The organism is Streptomyces sp. NPDC001515 (genome assembly GCF_053597115.1).
This window is the reverse complement of the sequence record NZ_JBSFHN010000003.1, coordinates 275,985-287,481: the sequence shown is the minus strand read 5'-3', so window position 1 is coordinate 287,481 and position 11,497 is coordinate 275,985. Positions and strand designations below refer to the sequence as shown.

Annotated in this window: 11 protein-coding genes and 1 riboswitch; of the genes, 6 read left to right on the top strand and 5 right to left on the bottom strand. The window is 74.1% G+C overall.

The window, feature by feature from the left end:
• Positions 1 to 102: 102 nt before the first annotated feature.
• Positions 103 to 225, bottom strand: a riboswitch (cobalamin riboswitch).
• Positions 226 to 384: 159 nt separating this feature from the next.
• Together ACWCXC_RS06455 and ACWCXC_RS06450 are read right to left on the bottom strand one after the other, a co-directional pair.
• A complete protein-coding gene (locus ACWCXC_RS06455) occupies positions 385 to 618 on the bottom strand; it encodes a hypothetical protein (RefSeq protein WP_383649373.1) in 234 nt (77 codons plus the stop codon).
• Between the two features lie 10 nt (positions 619 to 628).
• Positions 629 to 1,903, bottom strand: a complete 1,275-nt coding sequence (locus ACWCXC_RS06450) for an anion permease (RefSeq protein WP_450886980.1) — start codon at positions 1,901 to 1,903, stop codon at positions 629 to 631.
• 236 nt (positions 1,904 to 2,139) lie between these two features.
• Between ACWCXC_RS06450 and ACWCXC_RS06445 the strand changes: the two genes are divergently transcribed.
• The 3 genes from ACWCXC_RS06445 to ACWCXC_RS06435 all read left to right on the top strand — a co-directional run bounded on the left by ACWCXC_RS06445 (position 2,140) and on the right by ACWCXC_RS06435 (position 5,515).
• Positions 2,140 to 2,802: a class II aldolase/adducin family protein gene (locus ACWCXC_RS06445; protein WP_450682679.1), complete on the top strand. Its 663-nt coding sequence runs from the start codon at positions 2,140 to 2,142 to the stop codon at positions 2,800 to 2,802.
• Positions 2,803 to 2,890: 88 nt separating this feature from the next.
• Positions 2,891 to 4,018 carry an alpha/beta hydrolase gene (locus ACWCXC_RS06440; protein ID WP_450886977.1) on the top strand — a complete coding sequence of 376 codons (1,128 nt, stop codon included), beginning with the start codon at positions 2,891 to 2,893 and terminating at the stop codon, positions 4,016 to 4,018.
• A 186-nt stretch (positions 4,019 to 4,204) separates the two neighbouring features.
• A complete protein-coding gene (locus ACWCXC_RS06435; RefSeq protein WP_450682714.1) occupies positions 4,205 to 5,515 on the top strand; it encodes a hypothetical protein in 1,311 nt (436 codons plus the stop codon).
• Positions 5,516 to 5,677: 162 nt separating this feature from the next.
• Here the strand turns inward: ACWCXC_RS06435 and ACWCXC_RS06430 are convergent, their stop codons facing one another.
• Both ACWCXC_RS06430 and ypfJ read right to left on the bottom strand, forming a co-directional pair.
• Positions 5,678 to 6,091, bottom strand: coding sequence for a VOC family protein (locus ACWCXC_RS06430; protein WP_450886975.1), 414 nt, complete (start codon positions 6,089 to 6,091; stop codon positions 5,678 to 5,680).
• A 112-nt stretch (positions 6,092 to 6,203) separates the two neighbouring features.
• Entirely contained in the window at positions 6,204 to 7,094 is an 891-nt protein-coding gene (ypfJ, locus tag ACWCXC_RS06425; protein ID WP_450886973.1) for a KPN_02809 family neutral zinc metallopeptidase, read from the bottom strand.
• 250 nt (positions 7,095 to 7,344) lie between these two features.
• Here ypfJ and ACWCXC_RS06420 point away from each other — a divergent pair, with 250 nt between their 5' ends.
• From ACWCXC_RS06420 to ACWCXC_RS06410, 3 genes are all read left to right on the top strand, one after another.
• Positions 7,345 to 8,943, top strand: coding sequence for an ABC-F family ATP-binding cassette domain-containing protein (locus ACWCXC_RS06420; protein ID WP_450682683.1), 1,599 nt, complete (start codon positions 7,345 to 7,347; stop codon positions 8,941 to 8,943).
• A 375-nt stretch (positions 8,944 to 9,318) separates the two neighbouring features.
• The gene (locus ACWCXC_RS06415) at positions 9,319 to 9,540 is read left to right on the top strand and encodes a helix-turn-helix domain-containing protein (protein ID WP_392328372.1); all 222 of its coding nucleotides are present in this window, start codon (positions 9,319 to 9,321) and stop codon (positions 9,538 to 9,540) included.
• Positions 9,541 to 9,698: 158 nt separating this feature from the next.
• Entirely contained in the window at positions 9,699 to 10,490 is a 792-nt protein-coding gene (locus ACWCXC_RS06410) for an enoyl-CoA hydratase/isomerase family protein (protein WP_450682684.1), read from the top strand.
• A 196-nt stretch (positions 10,491 to 10,686) separates the two neighbouring features.
• Here ACWCXC_RS06410 and ACWCXC_RS06405 read toward each other — a convergent pair whose 3' ends face one another.
• Complete coding sequence (locus tag ACWCXC_RS06405; protein ID WP_450682685.1) at positions 10,687 to 11,412, bottom strand: hypothetical protein; 726 nt, start codon at positions 11,410 to 11,412, stop codon at positions 10,687 to 10,689.
• Positions 11,413 to 11,497: the final 85 nt, after the last annotated feature.

Genomic DNA, 11,497 nt, shown 5'->3' with positions numbered 1-11,497 from the left:
CCCGGTACGGGGAAGCGGCGGGGAAGGGTTGGCGACGGGGCCGGGCATGGCGATATGTCCTCACTCAGGGTCCGCGCCCTGGTTCGACGAGACGGCGACCAGAGTCTCCTGGCTCCCGGATCCGCGGTCTCCCGGTCTTCCGGCCCGGTGGGCCGTGACGTCCGAGAGGGGGGACCGCTCCCCGGTGACAGTGGCGGGACCGCGCCGGATTCGCACCGGCTTCCTCTGCTGTCGCCGTAATGGCTCCGGCAGTCCACCACGCTCCGCGAACACCCGTCAACTTGCCGTTGACCTGCGGGGGCGCGGTGTGGGCGGACACACACAGGGCCGGACACCCGCGAAGGGGCGCCCGGCCCGGTGGGGGTCGGAGAGGGCGTACGGCCCTCAGGCGACGATCAGATAGATCCCGTACGCGACCGCCGCCGCGCACAGTCCGAAGCAGACGTACCCGCCGGCGCGGGCCAGCAGGACCGACCCGCCCGCCGCGCCGCCCCGCGCGGCCGGTTCCGGCTGCTTGGAAAGGCCGACGATGCCGAGGGTGAACAGGCCCACCAGGGCGACGGTGGTGACGAGGGAGACGCCGAAGACGGTGCCGAGTGCTGCCCAGTCGATGTGCATGTGTGTGTCCTTACACCGTGGCGGGTCGGGCCGGATCGGCGGTGACGGGCGCGGCCGGGGCCGGAAGGGTCGCCGTCAGGTCGGGCTGGGCGGCGAGCGTGGGCGGCGGGCTGACGGCCGCGATGGCGGTGGTGACGACACCGGCCGGTTCGGCGTCCGGCGCGGTCCGGGCGCCGGACGGTGCGACGTCGTCGTGGCCCACGGGCTTGCGGCGCGAGAGCGCCCAGATCGCACCGGAGCCGGCGACCAGCAGCACCGCCACGACGACGACGCCCCAGGTGCCCTGCTTGGTGACGAACTCGGCGCCCGCGCCGACCAGACCGGCGGCCGGCAGGGTCAGGCCCCAGGCGACGAACATCCGGGTGGCGGTGGACCAGCGGACCACGCCCCCCCGGCGGCCGAGGCCCGCGCCCATCACCGCGCCGGAGCAGGACTGGGTGGTGGAGAGGGAGAAGCCGAGGTGCGAGGAGGCCAGGATGACGGTGGCCGCGCTGGTCTGGGCGGCGAAGCCCTGCGGCGGCTTGAGCTCGGTCAGTCCGCTGCCCATGGTGCGGATGATGCGCCAGCCGCCGAGGTAGGTGCCCATCGCGATGGCGAGACCGGCGCTCACGATCACCCAGACCGGCGGGTTGGAGCCGGGGGAGAGGACGCCGCCGGTGACCAGGGCGAGCGTGATGATGCCCATGGTCTTCTGCGCGTCGTTGGTGCCGTGGGCGAGGGAGACCAGGCCGGCCGAGGCGATCTGGCCCGCCCGGTAGCCCTTGGCGGTGGCCTTCTCCTGGGCGTCGCCCTTGATCCGGCCGCCGATGCGGTACGTCAGCCGGGTGGCCAGCAGGGCGGCGACACCGGCGACGATCGGGGCGGCGACCGCGGGGAGCAGCACCTTGGTGACGACGGTGCCGCCGTCGACGGAGGACCAGCCGGCGGACATCACCGCGGCGCCGATGAGGCCGCCGAACAGGGCGTGGGAGGAACTGGAGGGCAGGCCGACCAGCCAGGTCAGCAGATTCCACAGGATGGCGCCGACGAGCGCCGCGAAGATGACCTCGGTTCTGAGCCCGTCTTCATTGATGATCCCGCCGGAGATCGTCTTGGCGACCTCCACCGACAGGAACGCGCCGACGAGGTTGAGAACGGCGGACATGGCCACCGCTGTCTTGGGTTTGAGTGCGCCGGTCGAGATGGTCGTGGCCATCGCGTTGGCGGTGTCGTGGAAACCGTTCGTGAAATCGAACACTAGAGCTGTCACGATCACTATCGCGAGCAGCAGCGTGATGTGTTCCATTTACCCAGGCAATCGTTCGACGTCATTGGCACGTGGACCGTAGGCAAGCTGGGTGAACGGAAGATGAACTGGGCAGGGCTTTGCGGTGACCCCAACCGGAGCCCGGCCGCCCTCTTCGCCCGCCGGACGGCGACGGGATTCCGCTACGGGCCGGGCGTGGCCCAGAATTCGGGGCCTGGCGCGGTCCCGCGCGAGGGGGCGGCGCGGGGCCGCTCATCCGTGGAAAGGATCTTCGTATGAGCGATGAGTGGCGCGAATCGATCGAAGCGGCCTGGGACGCGGTCGTCGCGACCGCCCGCAGGACCGCCGCCGAGGGGCTGGTCGTGGGGACCTCGGGAAACGTCTCCGCGCGGGTCGGCTCCACGATCCTCGTCACCCCCAGCGGAGTGCCCTACGACCGGCTGCGCCCCCAGGATCTGACGGCCGTGGATCCGGACGGTAGGCAGACCCATGGAGAACTGACCCCCACCAGCGAACTCCCGCTCCACCTCGCCGTCTACCGGAACACCGACGCGGCCGCCGTCGTGCACACCCACGCCGTCCACGCCACCGCCGTCTCGACGCTGGTCACCGAGGTGCCCTCACTCCACTACGCCTCCGCGATGCTCGGCGGCCCCGTCCGGGTCGCCGCCTACGCCCGCTACGGCACCGAGGAGCTGGCCGAGAACATGCTCCTGGCCCTGCGCGACCGCACCGGCTGTCTGCTGGGCAACCACGGCACCGTCACCTACGGCACCACCCTCGACGAGGCGTACGACCGCACCGCCCAGCTGGAATGGCTCTGCCGCCTCTGGCTCACCGCCAGCTCCGTCCCCGGCCGCACCCCGGCCCTGCTCACCCCCGGGCAACTGGCCGAGGTCGGCGAGGCCCTGAAGGGGTACGGGCAGCGCCCGCGCTGACCGCCGCCGTCCCCGCCCGTATACGGCCGGGCCACCGGACGGCCCCCGTCCGGTGGCCCTGCCCCGGGGAGCCCCGGAGACTGATGCCGTGCGCCCGGCAACAGCGACGGCAGCGGCCGTCACCACCATCCTCGGCGCCGGAGCGGCCGCGGTCGCGGCCGGCCGGCTCTCCAGCGACGCCGCCCTCGGGGCGCCGTCCGGACGACCCCTTCCCGCCGACCGCGGCCTGACCGTGCACGCCACGGCGGCCGGACAGGTCACCCTCACCCGGTCCCTCGCCTCGCTGCGGCCCGGCACCTACGGACTGGCGGGCGACGGCGTCCACGCGGTGGTGGGACCGGTGCTCGACCAGGCCCACCAGGCCGCCGACACCGTCGTGCGCCGGCTGGAGCGCGTCGACCGGGGCGTCCTGGTCCCCGGCGCCAAGGTCCACATCACCCCAGAGGTGTACGCCAGCGACCCCGCCCAGGCGCTGGGCCTGGACTTCCGCGAGGTCGAGATCCCCGGCGAACTGGGCGCACTGCCCGCCTGGTTCGTCCCCGGGGCCCGCGCCACCTGGGTGATCGCGGTCCACGGCATCGGCACCACCCGTGCGCACCCCCTCAACGTGCTGGGCTTCCTGCACGGGCAGCAGCTCCCGGTGCTCGACCTCGGCTACCGCGGCGATCCGGGCGCCCCGCGCTCCCCGGACGGCCTCTCCCACCTCGGCGAGTCCGAATGGCGCGACCTGGACGCGGCCCTCCGCTTCGCCGTCCGCTACGGCGCCGAGCAGGTCGTCCTGCACGGCTGGTCCACCGGTGCCGCCATGGCCCTGCACGCCAGTGTCAACTCCGCGCTCCGGGACCGGATCCGCGGCCTCGTCCTCGACTCGCCCGTCCTCGACTGGTCCGTCACCCTGCGGGCCCTGGCCGCCGCCCGGGGCGTCCCCTCCGTCCTGAGGCCGCTGGCCGTCCGCGCCGCCCAGGGCCAGACCGGCCTGCACGGAGCCCCCCTCCTGGACACCTCGCTCCCCGCGACCCTGCACGTCCCCACGCTGATCTTCCACGGCCCCGACGACACCCTCGCCCCCTGGCGGCCGTCCCGGGAGCTCGCCGCGCTCCGCCCCGACCTGGTCTCCCTGCACCCCGTGCCCCGGGCTCCGCACGGCGCGATGTGGAACGCCGACCCGGTCCACTACGAAGAGACCCTGCGCCGCTTCCTCACGCCCCTGATGTGAGCCGATGTGCCGCTTCGGGTGCTTGGTCCCCGGGCCCCGCCGACCCCTCCCCGGAGCGGTCAGCGGGGTTCCGTTTGGGCTTTCGGGCCGTCAGAGGCAAGACTGCTCCCCGTGACGTCCCGTACCCCGCGCGACTCCAGGCTGCGACTTGTCCGCCCGCGACCCCTCGCCACCGCTCGCAAGGCCGTGACGACCCGGCGCACCAGGCCCGCGCCGCGCCCTCCCGAGGGCACCCCGCCCCGGGCCGAACTGGCCCGCCAGGCCAGGGCCGCCCTCGCCGACGCCGTCCGGATCGCCCGCTGGGCGGCCGACGGCACCCGGGCGGGCATACCCCCGCTCGCCGCCCACGCCCTCGAACAGGCCGCGGCGGCGCTGGAGTTGTCCCCCGAGCAGGTGCGCTCCGGCTGGGACCGGGCCCGTCTCGCCGGACTCGTGGAACTGCACGGCGAGACCGCGCGGCCCGGCTGGCGGCTGCGCGCCTGGGACCGCGACGACTCCGCCGTGCTGCGCGGCTGGGTGGCGCTCTTCGACGCCTGGTCGCTCGTCCACCCCGCACCCCGCGGCATCGAGTCCACCGCGGTCGCCGAGGCCGTCGAGGCCGTGCCCCAGGTGCTCTCCCTGCTCCAGCTCTCGGCGGGCCCGGTCGCGGTGCCCGTCCTCCTGGACCTGCTCGGCCAGCGCGTCGCGGAACTGCACGAGGAGCGCTGCGAGGTCCCGTACGGACCCCAGCCGCTGCCCGCGCCCGCCGCGCCCGAGCCCACCGCCCACCCCGCCGCCCTGGTCGCGCTGCTGCTGGACTGGGCCCTGGAGGGGCTGGCCGCGGTCGGCGCGCTCACCCTGCACCCCGGGCACGCCACGCTCACCCCGCTCGGCAACTGGGCGGTCTGGGTCAAGCTGGAGCAGATCTGCGTCGCCGCCCAGAGCCCGGCCGGGAACATCGAGCAGTCCGCCGCCGACATGCTGCTCGGCTGCGCCCGCCTCACCCCCGGCCCGGCCCGCGCCGAATACCGGGCCTGGCTGGCCGCCCGGCCCGTGGGCAGCGCCGTCGCCGAACTGCTCGGCGTGGCCCGGGGCGAGGACGCGCTGCTGCGCGGGCTCGCCTTCGAGGCGCTCCGGGTCGTCGGCGCCCCCGCCGAACCCGAGGTGCGGTCCGTGGCCGCCGACCCCTCGCTGCGGCCCTACGCACTGCTCTGGCTCGCCGAGTACGAGGGGGCCGACCCCGAGGACGCCCAGGAGGTCCTCAGCCGCGAGGAGGCCACCTGGCTCTGGGTGGACACCGCCGCGGCCGTCGCCGACCACGGCGAGACCGCGCTGCTGGTCCGGCACCTGGACTCGGCCGTGCAGGGCACCGTCCCCGCGCTGCTGGACGAGGTCCGGGCGGTCGGCCATCCGCGCACCGTACAGGTCCTGGTGGCGCTGGCCGCCGCGCACCCCGACCCGGCGCTCGCCAAGGCCGTCCGCAAGGCGGCGTTCCAGGTGCACACCGGCGGAGCCTGAACCGACGGCCGCACCCCGCCCGCCACCCGGGCCGGGGGCGGCCGGTGCGGCGCCCCGGCCCCGCACGTGCCGGCACGGGCGCCGCGTCGGCCGCATGCGGAAGGTCCCCCAGGGCCCTCCTTGCAGGCGCCGCGCCGGCATCCGGCAGGCTCCAGGGGCCCCTCAGCCCTGCGCGCCCGGGGCGTAGGTCCCGAAGCTCCACACATTGCCCTCGGCGTCCCGCGCCATGTAGTCCCGCGAGCCGTAGTCCTGGTCCGTCGGCTCCATCAGGATCTCCACCCCGTGCGCCACCGCGCGGGCGTGGTGGTCGTCGACCTCGTCCACCACCACGTACACCCCCGCCGGGCCCGCGTCCCGCATCACCCGGGCGAACACCCCGTCGCGGCCCTTGGACCCCAGCATCACCCTGCCGTTCCCGCAGGAAAGCTCCGCGTGCGTCACCGAGCCGTCCTCGGCCTCGTACACCGCCTCCGCGGTGAAGCCGAGGCCCTCGGTGAGGGTGGTGATCGCGGCCTTGGCGTCCGCGTACAGAATCGTCGGGTAGACGGTCGGAACACCCGTCGCCGTGCCTGCCATCGTGCTCAGTCCCTTCGCGTCCGCACCGGACCCGGACAGCCCGGATGTGATCTGTGTCTCAGTCTCCCACCGGCCACTGACAACGCCCGCCCGACCGGGCGCGGCCTGCGGCTCAGCGGAAGGTGTCGCAGGCGGCCGCGTCCCCGGTGCGGAACCCCGTGGTGAACCACTGCCGGCGCTGCGCGGCCGAGCCATGGGTCCAGGACTCCGGGGTGACGCGGCCCTGGAACCTCTCCTGGATCCGGTCGTCCCCGACCGCGGCGGCCGCGTCGAGCCCGTCCCGGATGTCGGCCCCGGTCAGCTCGGTGACCAGCGGCCGGCCCGTGGACTCCTCCGGCGTCGTCGTCGCGTGGTGCGCCCAGACCCCGGCGTAGCAGTCCGCCTGGAGTTCGGTCCGCACCGCGTCGCTGTCCGCCCCGGTCCGTCCGTCCCGGGCCCGGTCCAGCGTCCCGGTCAGGTTCTGCACATGGTGTCCGTACTCGTGCGCGACGACATACGCCTGCGCGAACGGCCCGCCGCTCGCCCCGTACGTGGTCCGCAGCTCGTCGAAGAACCCCAGGTCCAGATAGACCTGCCGGTCCGCCGGGCAGTAGAACGGGCCCACCGCCGAGGTCGCCGATCCGCAGCCGGTGGCGACCCGGTCGCCGAACAGGACCGTCCGCGCACCGTCGTACGCGTCGCCGCGCCGCCGGAACTCCTGGCCCCAGTAGTCCTGCACGCTGTTGACCACCGCGACGATCCGGCAGTCGTCCTTGGTGTTGGCGTCCCGGCCGGTCCGGCAGTCCTCGGCCACCCGGGCGGCCGTCGAGGCCGTCGCGTCCGGGTCCGGACCGCCCGAGGAGAGCCCGAGCTGGTCGGGCCCGACGCCGAAGAACAGGCCCAGGAGCAGCGCGACGACCCCGGCGATCCCGCCGCCCACGGTGGCCCGCCCGCCCGGGACACGTCCGCTGCGGCGGTCCCCGACCTCGGACGTGTCCAGCCCGGCGTCGTCGTCGAACCGCATGGCACCACCCTCTGCCCGTTCCGCGGCTGCCCGCGGTCATGCGCCGAGTATCGGATGGTTCACGCCGTCGTGCCCGCTTTCGGGGCGGCGGCGGGCCGGGGCCCCGGCGGTCCGAGCGGGAGGAAAATCCGTTGGACACCGCCAGTAGACTGGCCCCATGGCCATCCTCCTTGTGCGTAGGCGTGAGTAACGACGTCGGAGCCGTACATCGCCAGACGTTCCGCCTTTCCTTCCGCCCTGGAGTTTTTCCGTGATCACCGCCTCCGGCGTCGAGCTGCGCGCCGGCGCCCGCATCCTCATCGAGTCCGCCTCCTTCCGCATCGCCAAGGGCGACCGCATCGGCCTCGTCGGCCGCAACGGAGCGGGCAAGACCACCCTCACCAAGTGCCTCGCGGGGGAGGGCGCCCCGGCGGCCGGCACCATCACCCGCTCCGGTGAGGTCGGCTACCTCCCGCAGGACCCGCGCACCGGCGACCTCGACGTGCTCGCCCGGGACCGCATCCTGTCCGCCCGCGGCCTCGACGAGATCCTGCGCAAGATGCGGGAGAACGAGGACCGGATGGCGAACGGCAAGGGCGCCACCCGCGAGAAGGCCATGAAGAAGTACGAGCGCCTGGAGACCGAGTTCCTGACCAAGGGCGGGTACGCGGCCGAGGCCGAGGCGGCCACCATCGCCGCGGCGCTCAGCCTCCCCGACCGGGTCCTCGGCCAGCCGCTGCACACGCTCTCCGGCGGCCAGCGCCGCCGTGTGGAGCTGGCCCGCATCCTCTTCTCGGACGCCGACACGCTCCTGCTCGACGAGCCCACCAACCACCTCGACGCCGACTCGATCGTCTGGCTGCGCGACTACCTGAAGACCTACCGCGGCGGCTTCGTCGTCATCTCCCACGACGTCGAACTGGTCGAGACGGTCGTCAACAAGGTCTTCTACCTCGACGCCAACCGCTCCCAGATCGACATCTACAACATGGGCTGGAAGCTCTACCAGCAGCAGCGCGAGGCCGACGAGAAGCGCCGCAAGCGCGAGCGCCAGAACGCCGAGAAGAAGGCCGCCGCGCTCAACGCGCAGGCCGACAAGATGCGCGCCAAGGCCACCAAGACGGTCGCCGCGCAGAACATGGCCAAGCGCGCCGACCGGCTGCTGTCCGGCTTGGAGGAGGTGCGGGTCTCCGACAAGGTCGCCAAGCTGCGCTTCCCGGACCCCTCGCCGTGCGGGAAGACCCCGCTCATGGCCGAGGGCCTCTCCAAGTCCTACGGCTCGCTGGAGATCTTCACCGACGTCGACCTCGCGATCGACAAGGGCTCCCGCGTGGTCATCCTCGGCCTCAACGGCGCCGGCAAGACCACGCTGCTCCGGCTGCTCGGCGGCGCCGAGCAGCCCGACACCGGCGAGGTCATCCAGGGCCACGGCCTCAAGCTCGGCTACTACGCCCAGGAGCACGAGACACTCGACCCGGACCGCACGGTCCTGGAGAACATGCGCTCCGCCGCACCCGACCTCGACCTGGTCGCGGTCCGCAAGACGCTCGGCTCGTTCCTGTTCTCCGGAGACGACGTGGACAAGCCCGCCGGGGTGCTCTCCGGCGGCGAGAAGACCCGGCTCGCCCTGGCGACGCTGGTCGTCTCCTCCGCCAACGTGCTCCTGCTCGACGAGCCCACCAACAACCTCGACCCGGCCAGCCGCGAGGAGATCCTCGGCGCGCTGCGCACGTACAAGGGCGCGGTCGTCCTCGTCACCCACGACGAGGGCGCGGTCGAGGCGCTCCAGCCCGAGCGCATCATCCTGCTGCCCGACGGTGTCGAGGACCTGTGGGGCGCGGACTACCGGGACCTGGTCGCCCTGGCCTGACCCGGACGGCCGCCGTCCGCGGACAGGTGTTCGCCGCGTCCCCGGGCCGAATGATCCACGCGCACTGGATCATTCGGCCTACGCGTGATCCTTCATCTGTGTGAGGAGGTCTCGTACCCCGGGGGCGGCGCCCGGCGCGGGGCCGGACGGGGGGTGCACGCGGGCGCTCGACCCCCGGGCGGCCCTGACCTGGGCGTTCGTTCGGGCCGAGGTGCGTACCGTCTCCCCGACCTCTCGGAATGGCGACTTCCGGTCGTGTCGATGCCTTCGGGGGGCGTCTATCCGCTCGCACCGACCTTGCCGAATGGGTGGCCAGGACGGCCGCGAGGGGTGATCATGAGAAGTCCAGAGCGCACTTCCCATGAGGAGGCACGGGTGGCCGAGACTCTGAAGAAGGGCAGCCGGGTGACCGGCGCCGCGCGCGACAAGCTCGCGGCAGACCTGAAGAAGAAGTACGACTCCGGTGCGAGCATCCGGGCGCTGGCCGAGGAAACGGGCCGCTCCTACGGATTCGTCCACCGGATGCTCAGCGAGTCCGGAGTGGTGCTGCGCGGACGCGGCGGCGCGACACGAGGCAAGAAGGCCACGACAGCCTGACGGCCTTCGGCGGATCGGGGCAGGCCGTGCGGCGGCCCGCCCCGGGGCTCACCGGTTTTCGGTGGTGGCCACCCGGTCGATCGTGCGGTCGATCGGGTGGTTACTGTTCAGTCACTTAGCTCTGTGCTGACTGCACTGACCCGATCCGGAGGCGCCCCATGACCTCGCCCGACTCCGTGCTCGACCAGGACGGCGTACGACTCACCGTCGACGACGCGGTTGCCACGGTGACCCTCACCAATCCGGCCAAGCGCAACGCCCAGTCCCCCGCTCTGTGGCGGGCGTTGACGGAGGCCGGCCGGGCCCTGCCCGGCAGTGTGCGGGTCGTCGTGCTCCGTGCCGAAGGCGTGTCGTTCTCCGCCGGGCTCGACCGGCAGGCGTTCACCCCCGAGGGATTCGACGGCGAGCCGTCGTTCCTCGCCATGGGACGCGGCCCGCAGGACGAGCTCGACGCGCTGATCGCCGGGTATCAGGAGGCGTTCACCTGGTGGCGCCGCCACGACCTCGTGACGATCGCCGCCGTCCAGGGGCACGCCATCGGTGCGGGCTTCCAGCTCGCCCTCGCCTGCGATCTGCGGATCGTGGCCGACGACGTGCAGTTCGCCATGCGCGAGACCAGCCTCGGACTCGTCCCCGACCTCACCGGCACGCACCCCCTGGTGCACCTGGTGGGGTACGCGCGCGCGCTCGAAATCTGCGCCACCGGACGCTACGTGCACGCCGAGGAGGCCGAGCGCACGGGCCTCGCCAACCTCGTGGTGCCCGCCGCCGAGCTGGAGGCCGCCGCCCGCGACCTGGCCGGCGCCCTGATCGCCGCGCCGCGCGACGCCGTCATCGAGACCAAGGCGCTGCTGAGCGGTGCCGTCTCCCGGGGCTACGAGGAGCAGCGCGCCGCCGAGCGCGCCGCCCAGGGCCGCCGCCTGCGCGACCTCGCGGGCGCCGGCGACTGACCACCCCGCCGCCGGCCGCCGATACGGCATGGGCGGGGGTGCGCCCCCGGTGTCGTATCGGCCGGACGCGGCACGCGCACGGGATCACCCCGGTGCCGTACCGGACGGATGCGGCACCGGGGCGCCGGGGCGTCTCCGGCGGCGTCCTGTCAGCCGGACGGCCGCTGCCCCGGCCGCTTTTCCCGCGTCCACCTGATCAGCCCACCGCCGGACCGTCGGGGCCCGTGCCCGGCGCGACCGCCGTGACCAGCACCGCGACCGGGGGAGATCCGTCCACCGCCGCGCCCACCGCGGCCCGCACCGCGCGGGCCACGTCGAGCGCGCGGTGGCCGTGCTGCGCCGCCAGTTCCACCCGGACCGATCCGTCGCCGGTGTGGACGGCCGGGCCGAGCACCCGGGTGAGCGCCGCCACCCCCGTCACCCCGGCGGCCGCACGGCCCGCCGCGTTCTCCGCCGGGGTTCCGCGCACCTCCGCCGGCTCCGGCGCGGCCCGCTCCGGAGCCCCCTCCAGCAGCTCCGTCACCCGCAGGTCCACCTCGTCGACCCGCAGCCCCAGCCGCTCCCGGGCCGCCGTCAGCAGCGCCGCGCGCAGGGCGTCGGCCGAGGCGGGCAGCGGCCGGTCGGCCGGTGCCGCCAGCGTGCCCTCGATCCGCAGCGGGCCCGGTGGCAGCGCGCTCGGCGGCGGTTCCACCCCGGGCGCCGGCGCCGCGTCCGGATCGGCCACCGAGAGCCGCAACTCCCCGAGGACCGGCGCCGGCCAGGCCGACGCCACCGCCTCCCGCAGCACGTCCGCCGCGGCCGTCTCCGCGATCCACGCCCCGTCCTGGGGGCCGCCCAGAGGCAGCAGCCGGCCGAGTCGTACCCGTCGCCGGACCGCCGCCGTCCAACCCTCGGCCCCTTGCGAGCCGTCCGCCGTGTCCATGTCCCCACCCTGCCGCATCCACGGCGCGAGACGGGGCAAGCGGACCTAATGTGGGCAAGGAAGTCCCCATCTGCCCCGAAGGGAA

What these genes read in the sequence shown, in the direction of transcription:
- ACWCXC_RS06455 (WP_383649373.1), bottom strand. Translation starts at nt 618, where the DNA reads ATGCACATCGACTGGGCAGCACTCGGCACCGTCTTCGGCGTCTCCCTC.
- ypfJ (WP_450886973.1), bottom strand. Translation starts at nt 7,094, where the DNA reads ATGCGGTTCGACGACGACGCCGGGCTGGACACGTCCGAGGTCGGGGAC.
- ACWCXC_RS06450 (WP_450886980.1), bottom strand. Translation starts at nt 1,903, where the DNA reads ATGGAACACATCACGCTGCTGCTCGCGATAGTGATCGTGACAGCTCTA.
- ACWCXC_RS06445 (WP_450682679.1), top strand. Translation starts at nt 2,140, where the DNA reads ATGAGCGATGAGTGGCGCGAATCGATCGAAGCGGCCTGGGACGCGGTC.
- ACWCXC_RS06405 (WP_450682685.1), bottom strand. Translation starts at nt 11,412, where the DNA reads ATGGACACGGCGGACGGCTCGCAAGGGGCCGAGGGTTGGACGGCGGCG.
- ACWCXC_RS06430 (WP_450886975.1), bottom strand. Translation starts at nt 6,091, where the DNA reads ATGGCAGGCACGGCGACGGGTGTTCCGACCGTCTACCCGACGATTCTG.
- ACWCXC_RS06410 (WP_450682684.1), top strand. Translation starts at nt 9,699, where the DNA reads ATGACCTCGCCCGACTCCGTGCTCGACCAGGACGGCGTACGACTCACC.